General features: G+C 63.2%; 16 protein-coding genes. 6 read left to right on the forward strand and 10 right to left on the reverse strand.

All coding sequences use genetic code 11. From position 1 onward, the window contains the following. Positions 1-98 precede the first annotated feature (98 nt). Positions 99-788 (reverse strand): YggS family pyridoxal phosphate-dependent enzyme, encoded by a 690-nt coding sequence (locus AC0L20_RS08730; RefSeq protein WP_473288208.1) that lies wholly within the window; start codon positions 786-788, stop codon positions 99-101. Between the two features lie 108 nt (positions 789-896). Between AC0L20_RS08730 and AC0L20_RS08735 the strand changes: the two genes are divergently transcribed. Next, complete coding sequence (locus AC0L20_RS08735) at positions 897-2,594, forward strand: diguanylate cyclase domain-containing protein (protein WP_027566259.1); 1,698 nt, start codon at positions 897-899, stop codon at positions 2,592-2,594. 3 nt (positions 2,595-2,597) lie between these two features. On the opposite strand, the gene AC0L20_RS08740 is transcribed toward AC0L20_RS08735, so the two are convergent. Next, the gene (locus AC0L20_RS08740) at positions 2,598-3,644 is read right to left on the reverse strand and encodes a GGDEF domain-containing protein (RefSeq protein ID WP_473288209.1); all 1,047 of its coding nucleotides are present in this window, start codon (positions 3,642-3,644) and stop codon (positions 2,598-2,600) included. A gap of 192 nt (positions 3,645-3,836) precedes the next feature. Between AC0L20_RS08740 and leuS the strand changes: the two genes are divergently transcribed. Genes leuS through holA form a run of 3 tightly spaced genes read left to right on the forward strand, consistent with a single transcriptional unit; the run spans position 3,837 to position 8,075 of the window. Further along, entirely contained in the window at positions 3,837-6,461 is a 2,625-nt protein-coding gene (leuS, locus tag AC0L20_RS08745; protein WP_473288210.1) for a leucine--tRNA ligase, read from the forward strand. Beyond that, positions 6,448-6,999 carry an LPS assembly lipoprotein LptE gene (gene lptE / locus AC0L20_RS08750; RefSeq protein ID WP_456766914.1) on the forward strand — a complete coding sequence of 184 codons (552 nt, stop codon included), beginning with the start codon at positions 6,448-6,450 and terminating at the stop codon, positions 6,997-6,999. Before leuS ends, lptE begins: the two co-directional genes overlap by 14 nt. A 47-nt stretch (positions 7,000-7,046) precedes the next feature. Further along, positions 7,047-8,075 (forward strand): DNA polymerase III subunit delta, encoded by a 1,029-nt coding sequence (holA, locus tag AC0L20_RS08755; protein WP_473288211.1) that lies wholly within the window; start codon positions 7,047-7,049, stop codon positions 8,073-8,075. A gap of 300 nt (positions 8,076-8,375) precedes the next feature. Here holA and AC0L20_RS08760 read toward each other — a convergent pair whose 3' ends face one another. The 8 genes from AC0L20_RS08760 to AC0L20_RS08795 form a co-directional block, all read right to left on the reverse strand. Further along, the gene (locus AC0L20_RS08760) at positions 8,376-9,260 is read right to left on the reverse strand and encodes a ParB/RepB/Spo0J family partition protein (RefSeq protein WP_473288212.1); all 885 of its coding nucleotides are present in this window, start codon (positions 9,258-9,260) and stop codon (positions 8,376-8,378) included. A gap of 182 nt (positions 9,261-9,442) precedes the next feature. After that, a complete protein-coding gene (locus AC0L20_RS08765) occupies positions 9,443-10,297 on the reverse strand; it encodes a ParA family protein (protein ID WP_473288213.1) in 855 nt (284 codons plus the stop codon). Positions 10,298-10,326: 29 nt separating this feature from the next. Beyond that, entirely contained in the window at positions 10,327-11,100 is a 774-nt protein-coding gene (rsmG, locus tag AC0L20_RS08770) for a 16S rRNA (guanine(527)-N(7))-methyltransferase RsmG (protein ID WP_473288214.1), read from the reverse strand. A 7-nt stretch (positions 11,101-11,107) separates the two neighbouring features. Beyond that, on the reverse strand, positions 11,108-12,988 hold the full coding sequence (mnmG, locus tag AC0L20_RS08775; protein ID WP_473288215.1) for a tRNA uridine-5-carboxymethylaminomethyl(34) synthesis enzyme MnmG: 1,881 nt from the start codon (positions 12,986-12,988) through the stop codon (positions 11,108-11,110). A gap of 450 nt (positions 12,989-13,438) precedes the next feature. Continuing rightward, a complete protein-coding gene (gene mnmE, locus AC0L20_RS08780) occupies positions 13,439-14,797 on the reverse strand; it encodes a tRNA uridine-5-carboxymethylaminomethyl(34) synthesis GTPase MnmE (protein ID WP_473288216.1) in 1,359 nt (452 codons plus the stop codon). 311 nt (positions 14,798-15,108) lie between these two features. Then, positions 15,109-16,374 carry a transcription termination factor Rho gene (gene rho / locus AC0L20_RS08785; RefSeq protein ID WP_007598612.1) on the reverse strand — a complete coding sequence of 422 codons (1,266 nt, stop codon included), beginning with the start codon at positions 16,372-16,374 and terminating at the stop codon, positions 15,109-15,111. A 247-nt stretch (positions 16,375-16,621) separates the two neighbouring features. Continuing rightward, positions 16,622-17,056: a protoporphyrinogen oxidase HemJ gene (gene hemJ / locus AC0L20_RS08790; RefSeq protein ID WP_473288217.1), complete on the reverse strand. Its 435-nt coding sequence runs from the start codon at positions 17,054-17,056 to the stop codon at positions 16,622-16,624. A 177-nt stretch (positions 17,057-17,233) separates the two neighbouring features. Continuing rightward, a complete protein-coding gene (locus tag AC0L20_RS08795; RefSeq protein ID WP_473288218.1) occupies positions 17,234-17,449 on the reverse strand; it encodes a hypothetical protein in 216 nt (71 codons plus the stop codon). 66 nt (positions 17,450-17,515) lie between these two features. On the opposite strand from AC0L20_RS08795, the gene AC0L20_RS08800 reads away from it, so the two are divergent. Together AC0L20_RS08800 and AC0L20_RS08805 are read left to right on the forward strand one after the other, a co-directional pair. Continuing rightward, complete coding sequence (locus AC0L20_RS08800) at positions 17,516-18,355, forward strand: pyruvate, water dikinase regulatory protein (protein WP_027514822.1); 840 nt, start codon at positions 17,516-17,518, stop codon at positions 18,353-18,355. A gap of 18 nt (positions 18,356-18,373) precedes the next feature. Beyond that, on the forward strand, positions 18,374-18,982 hold the full coding sequence (locus tag AC0L20_RS08805; RefSeq protein ID WP_473288219.1) for a Maf family protein: 609 nt from the start codon (positions 18,374-18,376) through the stop codon (positions 18,980-18,982). The last annotated feature ends 4 nt before the right edge of the window (positions 18,983-18,986 follow it).

Here is an 18,986-nt window from a genome sequence, read left to right on the forward strand (position 1 = left end):
AACCCCGGCAGAGGCCTTCTCCTCTCAACTGTTGCACTTCGAGTGTGAATCCACCTCCTGGCTTTCGCCAGGACGACCAAGAACAAATTCGCCTGTGATCACCGGTGCCCGAAGATCGCACTGCCCACGCGGACATGGGTGGCGCCGAGCATGATCGCGGTCGCATAATCCGCGCTCATGCCCATCGAGAGCTTCTTCAATCCATTGCGCGCGGCGATCTTGGCGGTCAGCGCGAAATGCGCCGCCGGCGGCTCGTCCACCGGCGGGATGCACATCAACCCGGAGATCGTCAGTCCATAGGTGTCGCGGCAGCTCGCGATGAAAGCATCGGCCTCGCCGGGGGCGATGCCGGCCTTCTGCGGCTCCTCACCGATATTGATCTGGACGAACAATTCCGGGTGCTTGTTCTGGGATTCGATTTCCTTGGCTAACGCCTGGCAAATGCTCGGGCGGTCGACCGAATGGATGGCATCGAACAGCGCGACCGCCTCTTTCGCCTTGTTGGATTGCAGCGGCCCGATCAGATGCAGCGCGATACCGGGGTAAACGGAAGTTAACGCGGGCCACTTGCCTTTGGCCTCCTGCACGCGATTCTCGCCGAATACGCGCTGTCCGGCGTCGATGACCGGGGTAATTGCATCCGCGGCGAAAGTTTTCGACACCGCGATCAGCGTCACGGAGGCACGTTCGCGCCGCGCATCCTTGCAGGCGCGCGCGATTTCGGCTTCGACCGCGGCGAGCGCGTTTGGTGAATGGCCGGTTAGCGGCGCGGCGTTGGCTTCGGTCATGATGTCGCATCGGAGCTGATTGTTGCGGAGCTAGTTCTAATTTTACCGAGTTCAAGAAAGAGTTTTTGAACCCTTTGCTTTACCTTAGCCGCGGGGTGGGCAGCGAAGATGGCAAACGTCAGTTTCAACCGCAAACGAGCGAAACTCAAGCAGGTTCTCGGAATCCGGGCGCGGCTTGCGTTGCTCGCGGTAATTCTGGTGACGCCTTTGATGTTCGAGCGCATCCGCTCGCTCGAAGACACGCGCACGCGGCAGATCGCGCAGGCCACCACCGAATTCACCACCGTCGCAAGGCACAGCGCCGATGCGCAGCGCGAGGTGATCTCGTCGGTCGAGACCATCCTGAAATCGGAAGCTTTCATCCGCGCCTCCGCCGGCGGCATCAGCAAGAGCTGCGACGTCCTGCGCGCGAGCCTGCCGTCGAATCTCCCCTGGATCCGCACGCTTCTGATCGCCGGCCAGGACGGACGCATCCAGTGCGCCACCAACAACATGTATGTCGGCCTCGACCTCAGCGACCGGCCTTACTTCCAGCAGGCGCAGGAAACCGGCCGCTTCGTGCTGAGTGACTTCATCCTGTCGCGCCCCGTGCCGACACCGACCGTCATGGCGGTTTACCCGGTGTCCGCCTTCAGCGGCGTAGCGGATGCCGTCGTGCTCGCCACCGTCAACCTCGACTGGATGTCGAAGGTCATGAGCAATCTGGGTGGTCGCGCCGGCATCACGGCCGTGCTGGTCGACAGCGCGGGTACCGTGCTGGCCGCACCGGCCGACCAGCACAGCGCGATCGGACGTCCGCTCGACAACATGCCGCTGATGTCCGCGATCGCCGACAAGGCGCTGAGGTCTGACCAGGACGAAGGCTCACTCTCTTTCCTCGCAGCCGATGGCTCCCGCCGCGCGGTCAGCTTTATCCGCATCGCCGGGACCAATGCCCGCCTGATCGCCAGCATCGACGAGGACAAGGTGTCCGCAGCCGTGAGCCGCGACATCCGCACCGCCTATCTCCAGCTCGCTTTCGTCGTGCTATTCGTGCTGCTCGGCGCACTGATCGCAGCCGAGAAACTGGTGATCAAGCCGATCAGGATGCTCGCCGACATGGCCAAGCGTCTGGGCGAGGGCGATCTGTCGGCGCGTGCCGCGCGCAATCGCCTGCCGTCCGAATTCGTGCCGCTGGCCCGCGCGTTCAACGCGATGGCCGCGCAGCTCAGCCAGCGCGAACGCGAGCTGATGGCCAGCAATGACCGCCTCACGGTGATGGCCTCGATCGACATGTTGTCGGGACTCGCCAACCGCCGCGGCTTCCAGAGCCGGCTCGATTTCGAATGGATGCGCGCGCAGCAATATGGCAGCGACCTCGCGCTTCTGATGATCGACGTCGACCATTTCAAGCTGTTCAACGACACCTATGGCCATCTCGAAGGCGATTCCTGCCTGACCAGGCTCGGCGAGTCGCTGTCCGGCATCGCCGCCGACACGATGGGCTTCGCGGCCCGCTATGGCGGCGAGGAATTCTGCCTGTTGCTGCCGAACACCGACGTCGCGCGCGCCGTCGAAATCGGCGAACAGGCGCGCGCGGCCGTGCTGAAGCTGTGCCTGCCGCACATCACTTCCGACCACATGATCGTCACCGTCTCGATCGGCGTTGCAGCGACAAAGCCCAACGAAAGCTTGCGTCCGGGCGATTTGATCGAAGCCGCCGACGCCGCGCTCTACGCCGCCAAGCACCGCGGTCGCAACAACGTCGTCGAGCACGGCATCACGGTGATCGACAACGGCGCGGCGGAAATGATGATGGCGGGTTGAGGGCTAACCCGCAGCTCCGGTGCGATCGAGTTCGCTCTCGGTGACCACGCGATTGCGGCCGCTGTTCTTGGCGAGATAGAGCGCGCGATCGCAGCGCTCGATGAAATCGGTGATCGCTTCGCCGGGCCGGTACTGCGCAACACCGATCGATACGCTGATATGAGGCAGGACCTCGCCGGTCGACCGGCGCGTGATCCTGCATTCCGCGATCGCGTGCCTGATGCGCTCGGCGATCTCGGCGCAGGCGGCGAGATCGGCATCCGGCAACACTGCGATCAGCTCCTCGCCGCCATAGCGGGCCGACAGGTCCTGCTCGCGGACCTTTTCGCGCAGCACCTTGGCCATCAGGCGCAGCACCTGGTCGCCGACACCATGACCGAAACTGTCGTTGAAGGTCTTGAAGTGGTCGATGTCGAGCATCAGCATGCTGAGCGGCTCGCCCCAGTCCGCAGTCGCCTGCGCCTTGCGCAGGAATTCATCGAGCGCCCGGCGGTTGGCGAGGCCTGTGAGCGTATCGGTCCGGGCACGCTCCTCGGATTTGGAAAGAGAGGCGCGGATCACGTCGAGTTCGCGGGTCTTTTCCGCAAAGCCTGCCTCGAGCCGCGTCGCGCGGGTCGCCGCACGTCCCAGCTCGTTCATGAGCTGGGCGACCAGCGCTTTGGGATCGACACCGGCCTTGCCCTGGTCCGCGACCTCGTTGATCGCCTGCATCTGGGAGTGATTGTCGGCAATCGCAGTCGCAAGAAAATCCTTCGCCGCGCCCATAAGGGTATGGAGCCGCTCGGACGTGTCGACGACGATAGCACTCACCTGGGGCGCGACGTAGGTCTCGAAGAGATCCTGATTGGTCCTGACGTCGAAGGGCCGATTGTGATCGATCAGGAGATCGATCGCGTTGCGCAGATCGTCATGGCTTCCCGCGAAATACTGGAACCAGACGGCGAAATTGGCCGGCGTGGCAGGGATCCGCTGTTCGGCCATGCTCCGCATCGCCCGTTCGGCAACGGACGCGGCATAGTCGTAATCGGGATCGTCGAAGCTGGCGTCCATCACAAGTCTTGAGAATTCTGGTTGGTCGCAAACTCGCATCGCCCCCTTAATCCCGCCCCAACGCGGCCTCAGTAGTTATGCGGTGCAGCACCGAAGGTTCCCAAATTGCGGCAACCCATTGACCCCTTGAGGACTTCTATGGCCTAGTCCGCCGTCTTTAGACGGCCAAATCCACGAAAACCCAACGATTCCATGACCTCCGAACGCTACAACGCCCGCGACGCCGAACCGCGCTGGCAAGCCGCCTGGGACCAACAGGCGATCTTCGTCTCCAGGAACGACGATCCGCGGCCGAAATACTATGTGCTGGAGATGTTCCCCTACCCGTCGGGGCGCATCCATATCGGCCATGTCCGCAATTACACGCTTGGCGACGTACTGGCCCGCTTCATGCGCGCCAAGGGTTTCAACGTGCTGCATCCGATGGGCTGGGACGCTTTCGGCCTGCCGGCCGAGAACGCCGCGATCGAGCGCAAGGTCGCGCCGAAGGCCTGGACCTACGACAACATCGCCGCGATGAAGAAGCAGCTCCGCTCGATCGGGCTGTCGCTGGACTGGAGCCGCGAGATCGCGACCTGCGATCCCAGCTACTACAAGCACCAGCAGAAGCTGTTTCTGGACTTCCTGCGCGAAGGCCTCGCCGAGCGCGAAAAGCGCAAGGTGAACTGGGACCCCGTCGACATGACCGTGCTCGCCAACGAGCAGGTGATCGACGGCAAAGGCTGGCGCTCCGGTGCCGTTGTCGAACAACGGGAAATGAACCAGTGGGTCTTCAAGATCACGAAGTACTCGCAGGAGCTGCTGTCGGCGCTGGATACGCTGGATCGCTGGCCCGACAAGGTGCGGCTGATGCAGCGCAACTGGATCGGCCGGTCCGAGGGGCTGTTGATCCGCTTCGCGCTCGACGCGGCGACGACGCCGGCCGGCGAGAGCGAGCTGAAGATTTTCACGACGCGCCCCGACACGCTGTTCGGCGCGAAATTCATGGCGATCTCGGCCGATCATCCGCTGGCACAGGCGGCCGCCGCCAAAAACCCCGCGCTCGCCGCGTTCATCGGCGAGATCAAGCGGATGGGCACGGCGCAGGAGATCATCGACACGGCCGAGAAGCAGGGTTTTGACACCGGCATCCGCGCGGTCCATCCCTTTGATCCCTCCTGGAAGCTGCCGGTCTATGTCGCCAACTTCGTGCTGATGGAATACGGCACCGGCGCCATTTTCGGCTGCCCCGCCCACGACCAACGCGACCTCGATTTCGTCAACAAATACGCTCTCGGCAACACGCCGGTGGTGTGCCCCGAAGGCCAGGATCCCAAGAGCTTTGTCATCACCGATACCGCCTATGACGGTGACGGCCGCATGATCAATTCGCGCTTCCTCGACGGCATGACCATCGATCAGGCCAAGGACGACGTGGCGAAGCGTCTCGAGACCGAGCTGCGCGGCAACGCGCCGGTCGGCGAGCGTCAGGTCAATTTCCGCCTGCGCGACTGGGGCATTTCACGCCAGCGTTATTGGGGCTGTCCGATCCCCGTCATCCACTGTCCGAAGTGCGACGTGGTGCCGGTGCCGGATGCCGACCTCCCCGTGGTGCTGCCGGAGGATGTGAGCTTCGACAAGCCGGGCAACGCGCTCGATCATCACCCGACCTGGAAGCAAGTGACCTGTCCGCAATGCGGTGGCAAGGCGCAGCGCGAAACCGACACCATGGACACTTTCGTGGATTCGTCCTGGTACTTTGCGCGCTTCACCGATCCCTGGAACGAGAACGCGCCGACGACGCCAGAGGTCGCCAACCGGATGCTGCCGGTCGACCAGTATATCGGCGGCGTCGAGCACGCGATCCTGCATCTGCTCTACAGCCGCTTCTTCACGCGCGCGATGAAGGCGACCGGGCACATCGCACTGGACGAGCCGTTTGCCGGCATGTTCACGCAGGGCATGGTGGTGCACGAGACCTACCAGAAGGCCGACGGCACCTACGTCCAGCCGGTCGAGGTGAAGGTCGAGACCGGCGCCAATGGCCGCCGCGCGACGCTGCTGACGTCAGGCGAAGACATCCAGATCGGCCCGATCGAGAAGATGTCGAAGTCGAAGAAGAACACAGTCGATCCCGACGACATCATCGAGACCTACGGCGCCGACGTCGCGCGTTGGTTTATGCTGTCGGATTCCCCGCCCGAGCGGGACGTGATCTGGAGCGATGAGCGCGTCCAGGGCGCCTCGCGCTTCGTGCAGCGGCTGTGGCGGCTGGTGAACGATTCCGTGGAACCCGGCAAGAGTGCGCCGGCGGCCCGGCCGGCCAGCTTCGGCCCGGACGCCATCTCCTTGCGCAAGGCCGCCCATGGCGCGCTGGACAAGGTCACCACCGGGATCGAGCGGCTGCACTTCAACGTCTGCCTCGCCCATATCCGCGAATTCAGCAATGCGTTCGCGGAGGTCTTGCAGCGTCCCGGCCAGCCGGCCCCAGATTTGGCCTGGGCGATCCGGGAGGCCAGCCAGATCCTGGTCCAGCTGTTCTCCCCGATGATGCCGCATCTGGCCGAGGAGTGCTGGCAGGTTCTCGGCCACAGCGGGCTGGTTTCCGAGGCCAATTGGCCCCAAATCGAACGCGATTTACTGGTTGAAGACAGTGTGACCCTGGTGGTTCAGGTCAACGGCAAGAAGCGGGGCGAGGTCACAGTTGCAACAGCGGCCGAGAATCCGGAAATCGAGGCTGCCGTTTTGGCCCTCGATGCGGTAAAACTGGCCCTGGACGGCAAGCCCGTCCGCAAGGTGATTATCGTCCCCAAGAGGATCGTGAATGTTGTCGGCTAGGATCCGCATCGCAGCCCGCTTGCTGGCGGTCGCCGCACTGGCGGCCATGACGGCCGGCTGCTTCCACCCGATGTATGCCGAGCACACCGACGGCACGCCCGGCCTGCGCGAGAAGCTGATGGGGGTCGATCTACCCCCGATCGCCAAGTCCAATGCCTCGCGCGAAGCCCGCGTCGGCGTCGAAGTCCGCAACGCTCTCGCCTTCAAGCTCTATGGCACCGCCACCGGCATGCCGCCGACCCACCGCCTGGAGATCCGCTTCTCGAGCGGCAAGTCGTCGCTGATCGTCGACCCCAACACCGGCCTGCCGAGCAGTGAAAACTACGGCCTCGACGCCCAGTACAATCTGATCGAGGTCGTCAGCGGCAAATCGGTGATGACCGGCACCACCTTCTCCCGCGTGACCTACGACATGCCCGGCTCCTATCAGCGTTTCAGCCGCAACCGCGCGGTACGTGATGCCGAGGATCGTGCCGCCAACGAGATCGCCGAGAACATCACGACTCGCCTCGCCTCGTTCTTCACCGCGGGCACTTAATTCATCCCGTCATCCCGGTTCGCCCGGACTGACGAATCCCAGGCACCATGGTCGCGCTGCGCGGAAAAGAGATCGACGCCTATCTCGCCCGCCCCGATGCGGGCCGTCCGATCATCCTGCTCTATGGTCCTGACGCCGGACTGGTCCGCGAACGCGCGGATGCGCTGATCGCCTCGGCTGTTGACGATCCCAACGATCCGTTCTCGCTGGTCAAGGTCGATGGCGACGAGCTCTCCGCCGAGCCGTCGCGCCTCGTCGACGAGGCCATGACGGTGCCGCTGTTCGGCGGCCGCCGCGCCATCCGCGTGCGCGCCGGCTCGCGCAGCTTTGCCAGTGCTATCGACACGCTGGCGGAGATGGGCCTCAGGGATTGCCGCATCGTGATCGAGGCCGGTGAGCTGCGCCCGGAATCGCCACTGCGCAAGGCCTGCGAACGCGCCAAGACGGCCGTCGCGATCGCTTGCTATCCCGATACCGAGCGCGACCTCGCCAAGCTGATGGAAGACGAGCTCCGCATCGCCAATTTGCGCATCGCGCAGGACGCCCGCGCGGCGCTGATGTCGTTCCTCGGCGGCGACCGGCAGGCCTCGCGCAACGAGCTGCGCAAGCTCACGCTCTATGCCCACGGCAAGGGCGAGATCACGCTGGATGACGTGATGGCCGTGGTCGCCGATGCGTCGGAGCTGAAACTCGATCCGATCGTCGATGGCGCCTTCGCCGGCCGGCCCGAGATCGTCGAGAACGAGTTTGCCAAAGCCATGATCGCCGGCACCTACCCCGGCGTGATCATCTCCGCGGCGCAGCGCCAAGCGGCGTGGCTGCACAAATCGGCGCTCGCGATCGCCGACGGCACGCCCGCTTCCGCCGTGCTCGACAGCGGTTATCCGCGCCTGCATTTTTCGCGAAAGCCCGCGGTCGAAACTGCACTGCGTAATTTCAGCGTGGCGCGGCTCGCCGTCATCATCGAGCAGCTCGCGACCGCCGCGCTCGACACCCGCAAGCAATCCACTCTCGCCGCCGCCATCGCCCAGCGCACGCTGATGGCGATCGCCGCGAACGCAAAGCGGCGGGGCTGAGCTTCCCGCTCTGTCCACATCATTGCAAGCGAGTCTCTCTCCCCTCGTCATTGCGAGGAGCCCTTGCGACGAAGCAATCCAGAATCTCTCCGCGGAAAGATTCTGGATTGCTTCGCTGCGCTCGCAATGATGGTGTAGAGGCAGCGCGCCAAGCTCTCCCCAAGGTCGTCCCGGCGAAGGCTGGGACCCATAACCACAGGGAGAAGTTTTGACGAAGGCTCGTGGTTCGGTACTGCGGGCTTCCGCAATCGATGGATCACGCAGTATGGGTCCCGGCCTTCGCCGGGACGACACCGTTAATCAGAGCGCGCCCTTCGCCAGCCGCCGCATCACCTCGTCGAGCTGATCGAGGTTGCGGTAGTTGATCTGCACGGAGCCGCCGGGGTCGCGGTGGCTCACCGTGACCTTGAGCCCGAGCGCGTCGCTGACGCGCTTCTCGAGGTCGACCGTGTCGGGGTCCTTTTCCTTCGCCCCCGTGCGTGCCTTCTGCGGCTTGCGCTCCGGCACGCCCTCTTCATGCGCCAGCGCCTCGGTCTGGCGGACGTTGAGGCCCTCCTCGACGATGCGCTTGGCAGCCGCGACCGGATCAGGCACGCCGATCAGCGCGCGGGCATGACCTGCGGTCAGCTCGCCGCTCGTGATCAACGCCTGCACCTCGGCTGGAAGCTTCGTCAGCCGCATCATGTTGGCGATGTGGCTGCGGCTCTTGCCGACGACTTTGGCAATGTCGTCCTGGCTGCGTTTGAACTCATTGGCGAGCGCGTGATAGCCGAGCGCCTCTTCCATCGGGTTGAGGTCTTCGCGCTGCACGTTCTCGACGATCGCGAACTCCAGCGCATCGCTGTCGCTGATGTCGACGGGGACGATCGGCACTTCGTGCAGGCCGGCCATTTGCGACGCGCGCCAGCGCCGCTCGCCGGCGATGATCTCGAAGCGGTCCTGCGCACCCTTTACCGGGCGGACCACGATCGGCTGGATCACGCCGTGCTGCCTGATGGAATCGCTGAGCTCCCTGAGCTCGCTTTCCGAAAAGGTACGGCGCGGGTTGCGCGGATTGGGCTTGATGAATTCGATCGGCACCTTGCGCTGCGCGCGCGGACGATCGACGTGCTGAGCCTCGCCGCCGACGTCACCGATCAGACTCGCAAGACCCCGGCCCAATCGCGAACGCGCTTCGTCGGCCATTGCCAGCTCCCTTGGATTCACGCTGCAGCACTCCAGAACTGAATATCGAATTGTAGAATCGTAGGGTGGGTTAGCCTGCAGATGCGCGAAGCGTATCTGCTCGGCGTAACCCACCATCGTTTCGTTCGAGGCAGTAGACGTGGTGGGTTACGCCTTCGGCTAACCCACCCTACAGCACCTTTCTAATGCGTCGTCCGCAGCTCGCGCTCGCGCTGGATCACTTCGGTGGCGAGCCGCAGATAAGCTTCGCTGCCGACGCATTTGAGATCGTAGACCAGCACCGGCTTGCCGTAGGACGGCGCCTCCGAGATGCGCACGTTGCGCGGGATCATGGTCTTGTAGACCTTCTCGCCCATGAACTGCCGGACGTCGGCAACGACCTGGTTCGAGAGATTGTTGCGCGAGTCGAACATCGTCAGCACGATGCCGTGGATCGACAGGTTCGGATTGAGCGTCGAGCGCACCTGCTCCACCGTCTGCAGCAGTTGCGACAGACCTTCGAGCGCGAAGAACTCGCACTGAAGCGGCACCAGGATTGCGTCGGAAGCCGCCATCGCGTTCACGGTGATCAGATTGAGCGAGGGCGGACAGTCGATCAGCACGTAAGTGTAATCGGCGTCGGGCGAGACGTTGTTGTTGAGCGCGCTGATCGCGTCACGCAGCTTGTACGCACGACCGGGCGTGGTGCCGAGCTCGAGCTCGAGGCCGGAGAGATCCATGGTCGAGGGCGCGATATGCAGTCGCGGCACTGCCGTCGACACCACCGCTTCCCGCAGGCTCGCCTCGCCCACCAGAACGTCATAGGTCGAGCAGGAGCGGTTGCGGCGATCGATGCCGAGTCCGGTCGAGGCGTTGCCCTGCGGATCGAGATCGACGATCAGAACACGTTCGCCGATCGCAGCGAGCGCCGTGCCGAGATTGATCGCCGTGGTTGTTTTTCCCACACCGCCCTTCTGATTCGCCAGCGCCAGGATGCGCGGATGGCCCTGCGGGACGGCGGCGGTCTGTTCTCGCTGCGGTTCGTCAATCACGCTCATCGCAAATTCCCCACTCGGCCCCTGACGCCTCACCCGCGCCGTTCGACGGAAGCCAGCTCGACGATCCAACCGTCGCCTGTACGGCTTTGGTGGAGCTGCGGCTGAATATTCCAATATTTAGTAGCTTCGGTCAATTCAGACTCTACATCTTGACCTTTGAGAAACAACGCTTTTGCGCCCTGGCGCATCAGCGGCTCCGCAAAGCCGATGAGTTGATGTAGCGGAGCCAGTGCACGCGCGGTGACGCAATCGACCGGGCCGGTGATTCTATCCACATTATCCCCGATCTCAGCGAGATGTACGACTCCCGGAGATGTAGTTATGCGGATGGCTTCGCGCAGGAAGGCTGCCTTCTTGGCGATTCGCTCGACCAGATGGACGCTCGCCCCGGCCGTCCCCGCCATGGCGCAGGCCAGGACGACGCCCGGAAAGCCGCCGCCGCTGCCGAGGTCGGCCCAGCGTTTGGCCGATGGGGCGAGAGCGACGAGCTGAAGCGAGTCGGCGATGTGCCGGGTCCAGAGATGCGGCAACGTCGAGGGCGCGACCAGATTGGTCTTGGCCTGCCACTCCCGCAGCAGTGCGATGTAGCGATCGAGCCGGGCCTCCGTTTCATGTGAAACGGCCGCGAGCTTGAGCGCCGCCACCTTGTCGGCTGCAATGACTGAGTCCAAAGACCGGTCGTTGGCGCTGGCCTTGTCGATCTTCGGTATGGTCGGCGCCAGTTCGGAGCGACGACCGACGTCTTCCCCCGCCGAGGGTTTTGCTGATGACGATCTGCCGCCGCCCGGCCCGCGCTGTTTCACGTGAAACCTATGCGATTGCTTTGGAAGTCTTCCGCGCTTCGCGGCGGAGATAAGCCGCAAGGATGCCGAGCGCAGCCGGCGTCATGCCGTCGATTCGGCCGGCCTGGCCAACGGTGAACGGCCGCGCCTTCTCCAGTTTGGCCCGCACCTCGTTGGAAAGACCGGGGACCTGCTGGTAATCGACGTCCGACAACACCATCCCCTCGTCCCGCCTGAAGGCTTCAACGTCGGCGCTCTGGCGCTCCAGATAGACATCGTACTTCGCGTCGATCTCGAGATGGGTGGCAATGATGGGATCAATGGCAGCGAGCTCCGGCCAGATCGCGCGGACCTGGCTCCAGCCGATGTCGGGATAGGCCATCAGCTCGAAGGCCGACCGCCGCTGGCCGTCCCGGTTCAGGGTGAGACCCTGCTTGATGGCCTCATTCGGGGTGATCGTCAGCGAATTCGAGAGCGCTCGAGCCGCATTCAGCGCGTCCATCTTGGCGCGATGATGCACCCTCCGGGCGCTGCCGACGCATCCCAACGCGATGCCCTTCTCAGTTAGACGTTGGTCGGCATTGTCAGCCCGCAAGGTCAGCCGGTATTCGGCCCTTGAGGTGAACATCCGATAGGGTTCGCTGATGCCGCGGGTGACGAGGTCGTCGATCATGACGCCAAGATAGCCATCGGCCCGGTCGAACACCGTCAGCGCGGCGCCGCTCGCAGCCAATGCTGCGTTCAACCCTGCAACGATGCCCTGGCCGGCAGCTTCCTCGTATCCGGTGGTGCCATTGATCTGCCCGGCCAGGAATAGGCCGCGCAAGCGCTTGGTCTGGAGGGTCGGATCAAGCTCACGCGGATCGACGTGGTCGTATTCGATGGCATAGCCCGGCCGGACCATCTTCACCCGCTCCAGGCCGGGAATGGTCGCGAGGATGGCGAGCTGGACGTCCTCCGGCAGCGAGGTCGAGATGCCGTTGGGATAGACGGTGTTGTCGTCGAGCCCTTCCGGCTCCAGGAAGATCTGGTGACCGTCGCGATCGCCGAAGCGAACGATCTTGTCCTCGATCGAGGGACAATAGCGCGGCCCGGAGCTCTTGATCTGGCCGGAGTACATCGGAGAGCGATGGACATTGGCCCGGATCACGTCATGGGTGGCGGAATTGGTCCGGGTGATCCCGCACTGGATCTGTGGCGTCGTGATCCGCTCGGTCATCACGGAAAACGGCTCCGGAGGCTCGTCTCCCGGCTGCATTTCGACCGCCGACCAGTCGATCGTCGAGCCATCCAGCCGCGGCGGAGTGCCCGTCTTGAGCCGTCCAAGGGTGAATCCGGCGCGCTCGAACGAGGCTGAAAGGCCCATCGCAGGCGCCTCGCCGACCCTGCCGGCCGGCCAGTTCTTCTCGCCAAGATGGATCAGACCGCGGAGGAAGGTGCCGGTGGTGACGACGACAGCCCCTGCCCGAAGTTCGCGGCCATCCGCCAGGCGCAGGCCGATCACCCGTCCCTCGACCACGATCAGCTCGTCCGCCTCGCCTTCGACGACGGAAAGGCCCTCGGTCTCCCGGATCGCCGCCTGCATCGCGGCGGCATAGAGCTTCCGGTCCGCCTGCGCACGCGGACCACGCACCGCCGGGCCCTTACGGCGATTGAGGACGCGAAATTGGATGCCGCCGGCGTCGCCGACCCGGCCCATCAGACCATCGAGGGCGTCGACCTCGCGAACCAAATGGCCCTTGCCGAGACCGCCAATGGCGGGATTGCAGGACATCGCACCGACCGTGGAGAAACGGTGCGTGACAAGAGCGGTAGCCGCGCCCATCCGGGCAGAGGCAGAAGCGGCCTCACAGCCGGCATGGCCGCCGCCAATCACGATGACGTCGAAGCTCTCTCGCTCTGTTCGCATGGGCGGACTTCTAGCTCAGAGACGGGGAAGCCGGAAGTGGAAACTGGTCAAGGAAGTCGTTTCACGTGAAACGGACGAAGCCGACCCAAGATATTGTCGCGAAAACAACCCCATGCACAGTAGAGCGGCCCTTGGAAACGTTGTCGTTTTTTGTGAGAGGAAAACGGGTCACGAGGGGAAAAGGCGTAGTCCGAAGGTCAAGACGGGTCGGCGATCGGACCACGACGGCAGGACCGTACCCCAAGGCCCTGCGAGCGGGCCGACGCAATCCAAGACCTTTCCGCGCACCCGCTCCTAAGGTGTTACCGCTTGCAGCGGTCCCCCGGCGCGCAAACCAGCGACTTAGTCGATGAGTGTTTCACGTGAAACCTCTCGGAACCGAGCTGGCCCTGTTTCACGTGAAACACCAAGAAGTGGAACAAAGGCTAGTTCTACAATGAAGAACTAGCGCTACTTTCCAACACAGAATTTCTGGAAAATGGCCCCCAGGACGTCTTCGACATCCACGCGACCCAGCAGCCGGCCCAAGGCATAGGCGGCCGCGCGCAGCTCTTCGGCGGCAAGCTCCTCGCCCTCTTCTACGAGCTCAAGACTCCGGCGCAAGCTGTCCGACGCCCGGCGCAGCAGATCCCGCTGGCGGGCCCGGGTCACCAATGCGCCCTCCGTCGTTCCGAAGAAGTCGGCGGCAAATTTCACCAGTGCATCGACCAGCTCGGGAATGCCGTCCCCCCGGCTCGCCGCAATTCCGAACTCACCGCTCGGTCGGACGTCCCCGACGCCGCCGAGATCGATCTTGTTGCGCACGATCCAGACCGAGCCGCCGGAGCAACTGCCTGCGTTGCCGGACTTCCCCAGCGACGGTATCGCGGCCGGATCGACAGCGCGCCCAGCCTCCACCAGCCACAACACGAGGTCGGCATCTTCGGCTCGGGCTCGCGCCCGGCGAACACCCTCCTGCTCCACCGGATCGTCGGTCTCGCGAATGCCGGCGGTGTCGATCACCGTGACGGGATAACCATCGAGATCGAGCTGCACCTCGATCACATCACGTGTCGTGCCGGCATGCGGCGAGACGATCGCGACGTCGCGGCGCGCGAGCTGGTTGATCAGCGTCGACTTGCCGACATTCGGCTCTCCCGCAATCGCAACCACGAGGCCGTCGCGCAAACGTTCAGCTTGTCCCTGTGCCGCAAGGACTTCTGCAATTTCGGCATGCAGCGCGCCGATCGCCTTGACCGCAGGCGCCATCAACTCGGCGGGCACATCGCCCTCGTCGGAGAAATCGATGCCGGCCTCGATCAAGGCCGAGGCGTCGATGATGCGCTCGCGCCAGTCGCGCGCGCGATTGCCGAGGAGACCCTGCAACTGCCGTAACGCCTGGCGGCGCTGGCGGTCGGTGTCCGCATGAATGAGATCGTCGAGGCCCTCCGCCTCGGTCAGGTCGAGCTTGCCGTTCTCGAAGGCGCGCCGGGTGAATTCGCCGGGCTCGGCGGCGCGCGTTTTCGGAATTACGGAAATTGCGGCAAAGAGTGCGGCCAGCACCGCGCGCCCGCCATGGACGTGAAATTCGGCGACGTCCTCGCCGGTCGCGCTGGCGGGCCCTGGAAACCACAGCACCACCGAATCGTCGATCGGCCGGCCCGCGCCGTCATGAAGGAGCCGGCGGCTGGCCTGTCTCGGCGCCGGCAGCTTGCCCGCCAGCGTCGTCAGCACCAGGCTGGCGCTTGGCCCGGAGACGCGCACCACCGCGAGCGCGCTCGGCGGACGGCCGGACGACAGCGCAAAGATGGTCTGGTCTCGCGGATGCATGGCCTATTTGTCCGGCTGAAAGAGAAAAGGCAAATATCCGTTTTGGCAGACAAATCGCGCGATTATGCTGCACCAATTCCCGCAGCAAAGCCGATGTTGCGATGCAATAAGTTCGCGAGCGTCTGCTGCAAGAACCACTTCCAACGGAATGGGATATGTCCCTCGATTTCGCTATTTTAAAATCATATCAATATGTTAGGCGAGATCCGCTCCAAGCGGCAAACACCCCGCCATGCTGCACCTTCGCTGCAGCAAAGCCGCACAACGAAAAAGGGCGCCCGAAGGCGCCCTTTGATCATGCTGCACCGCAATCAGGTGTTCATCGAGTCGAAGAACTCCGAATTGCTCTTGGTCGAACGCAGCTTGTCGAGCAGGAAGTCGATCCCGTCCATCGTCCCCATCGGATTCAGGATACGGCGGAGCACGTACATCTTCTTCAGGACCACCGGATCCGTGATCAGCTCCTCCTTGCGGGTGCCGGAGCGTGAAATGTCGATCGCCGGGAAGGTCCGCTTGTCCGACACCTTGCGGTCGAGGATCAGCTCCGAGTTACCGGTGCCCTTGAACTCTTCGAAGATGACTTCGTCCATGCGGCTGCCGGTATCAACCAGCGCGGTCGCGATGATCGTCAGCGAGCCGCCCTCTTCGATGTTGCGGGCGGCGCCGAAGAACCGCTTCGGCCGCTGCAGCGCGTTGGCATCGACACCGCCGGTCAGCACCTTGCCTGATGACGGCACCACGGTGTTGTAGGCGCGGCCGAGGCGCGTGATGGAGTCCAGCAGGATTACGACGTCGCGGCCATGCTCGACCAGACGCTTGGCCTTCTCGATCACCATCTCGGCGACCTGGACGTGGCGCACCGCCGGTTCGTCGAAGGTCGAGGACACCACCTCGCCCTTTACCGAGCGCTGCATGTCCGTGACTTCTTCCGGACGTTCGTCGATCAGGAGCACGATCAGATAGCACTCGGGATGATTATGCGCGATCGAGTGCGCGATGTTCTGCATCAGCACGGTCTTGCCCGTGCGCGGCGGCGCGACGATCAGCGCGCGCTGGCCCTTGCCGATCGGCGCGACGATGTCGATCACCCTTGCAGACAGGTCTTTCCGCGTCGGATCGTCGATTTCCATGCGGAAGCGCTGATTCGGAAACAGCGGCGTGAGGTTGTCGAAATTGACCTTGTGCTTGGCCTTTTCCGGGTCCTCGAAATTGAGCGTGTTGACCTTCAGCAGCGCGAAATAGCGCTCGCCCTCTTTCGGGCTGCGGATGTGGCCTTCGATAGTGTCGCCGGTGCGCAGGCCAAAACGGCGGATCTGCGAGGGCGAAACGTAGATGTCATCCGGGCCCGGCAGATAATTCGCATCGGGCGAGCGGAGGAAGCCGAAGCCGTCGGAGAGAACCTCGACGACGCCTTCGCCGACGATGTCGGTCTCGGCGAGCGCAAGCTGCTTGAGGATGGCGAACAGCAGCTCCTGCTTGCGCATGGTGCTGGCATTCTCGACCCCATTCTCTTCCGCGAACGAGACGAGCTCGGCCGGCGTCTTCGACTTGAGGTCCTGGAGTTTGATTTCCCGCATTGGGGTGGTCCTGTGGGGTAACCTGGGAGGGGGGTGCGAGGAGGCTCTGAAATGCGGACGCGAAAAGGTAAGGTCCGCAGGTCTGGCAAGGAGAGCGCCGGTGAGGCTTCAAACCTGATGGGGTGTCCGGCCTCTGGAAAGCTCAGACACGACCACATCCGCCTGCGTTGGGTGGGATATCGCTAATATAGAAAATCGCCTCACACTCCGCAAGCAGAAGCACTGAGCGATTGTTCGCTGCCCCTGCCTAGAACGGCTTCACGATCACCATGATGACGATCAGAATCATCAAGGCGGTCGGTACCTCGTTGATAATGCGATAAAATTTCTGGCTTCGGGGGCGCCGGTCCGCCGCGAAATCCTTCAACCAGCGCGAAAAAAAGCCGTGGATCGCCGACATTGCCAGGACCAGTGCCAGTTTTACGTGCAGCCAGCCGAAAGTGAACCAATGTCCAGCCCAGGCCAGGTAGAGCCCGGCGAGCCAGGTCACGATCATGGCGGGATTGATGATCGCCTTGAACAGCCGCCGTTCCATGGTCTTGAACGTTTCCGACTGCTTCGAGCCGATCTCGGCCTCGCAATGATAAACGAACAGCCGCGGCAAATAGAGCATGCCCGCCATCCAGGAGATGACTGCGATCACATGCAGCGCCTTGATCCAGAGGTAGACGTCTTCAAACATGTCTGGGGTCCGGATTCCTGCCCAGCCGAGGGGGAACGCTGGGGATAGTAAGGAGTCGTTAAGGTCTTGCCTGCACACATATCCGTCCGTAGCGCCCTTCTCCAATAAGAATCTTAGATTCTTAAGGTTTGAGTCTATGTGACGGTGAATTGGACTCACACATTTCCGTCCGCCCGTTCACACGCGCTTGTTCACATCCATCAACATATCCCTGATCGCTCTGGCCGCTTTCGATAAGTCGGTCAGCTTCAAAGGCTTGCGCGTTTCTGTCGGCAGCTTATCAAGAGGGTTATCGACGCAATCCCGTTTCCCTTTCGGAAGGGCGTCGAAGTTGTTCTCAGGGGCAGTGGTGTGAAGAAAATTGGCACTTGTCCCGCCCCCGGTGTCGCACATCCCTTTCCAAGGGGTTAAGCTCCACAGAAATCCACAAACCACACCGGTTTCATACAAAGGGCTTTTGTGCCGACCTCGAGCAATTATTTCCATCTGCACCTCGTCTCCGACTCCACCGGTGAGACGCTGATCACGGTGGCGCGCGCCGTTGCCGCCCAGTACGCCAACGTGACCCCGGTCGAGCACGTCTATCCGTTGGTGCGCAGTCAGAAACAGCTTGATCGCGTGCTCGACGAGATCGAGGAAGCACCGGGAATCGTGCTGTTCACGCTGCTCGAGAAGGATCTGGTCGCCAGGCTCGAGGACAAGTGCAAGGGGATCAATGTTCCGAGCCTGTCGATCATCGGCCCGGTGATGCAGTTGTTCGAGGCCTATCTCGGAGCTGCCACGACCGGCCGGGTCGGCGCCCAGCACGTCCTCAATGCCGAATACTTCAAGCGCATCGACGCGTTGAACTACACGATGATCCACGATGACGGCCAGCATGTCGAAGGTCTCGATGATGCGGACGTGGTGCTCGTCGGTGTCTCCCGCACCTCCAAGACCCCGACCTCGATCTATCTTGCCAACCGTGGCATCCGCACCGCCAACGTGCCGCTAGTTCCAGGCATTCCGGTGCCCTCGCAACTGGAAACGTTGACGCGACCGCTGGTGGTGAGCTTGCATGCGACGCCGGAACGGTTGATTCAGGTGCGCACGAACCGTCTGCTCTCCATGGGCGCCGATTCCAGCAGCGACACCTATACCGACAAGCAGTCGGTCGCCGAAGAGGTCGCATTTGCCCGCAAGCTGAGCGCCAAGCATGATTGGCCGCTGCTCGACGTCACGCGGCGCTCGATCGAGGAAACCGCCGCGGCTATCATGAAACTCTATAGTGATCGCCAGCGTAACCGGCCTTCTGAATAGCTTTTGGAACAGTTCGCGATGAGTCTGTGGCTCGGCAAATCTTCGTTGATCCTGGCCTCGCAGAGCAGCGCGCGAAAGATGCTGCTGGCCAATGCCGGTCTCGAGTTCAAGGCGATCACGGCTGATATCGACGAGCGCGGCATCCAGGCCGCCTCCGGGCTTTCTGGTCCGCGCGAGATTGCGTTGCTGCTGGCGCGCGAAAAGGCCAGAGCAGTCTCGGCCCATCACGCTGGAAGCACCGTCATCGGTGCGGATCAAACGCTGGCGCTTGGTGATTGCCTCTTCAACAAGCCTGCGGGCCGCGCCCAGGCGCTGGCGCAACTGCGCGATCTCGCCGGCCATAGCCACGAGCTGAATTCCGCAGTGGCGATAGCACGTGATGGCGAGATCATCTTCGAGGACGTTTCGGTTGCACGCCTCACCATGCGGCAGATGACCGAGGCCGAGCTTTCGGCCTATCTCGACATCGCCGGCGATGCCGTCACCACCAGCGTCGGCGGCTATCAGCTCGAAAGCCTGGGGATCCATTTGTTCGAGCGTATCGAGGGCGACCATTTCACCATTCTCGGTCTGCCTCTGCTGCCGCTGCTTGCGTTCCTGCGGCGCGAGCGGCTAGTTGCGGTGTGAATAG

It is taken from the genome of Bradyrhizobium sp. Kon58 (assembly GCF_055807455.1).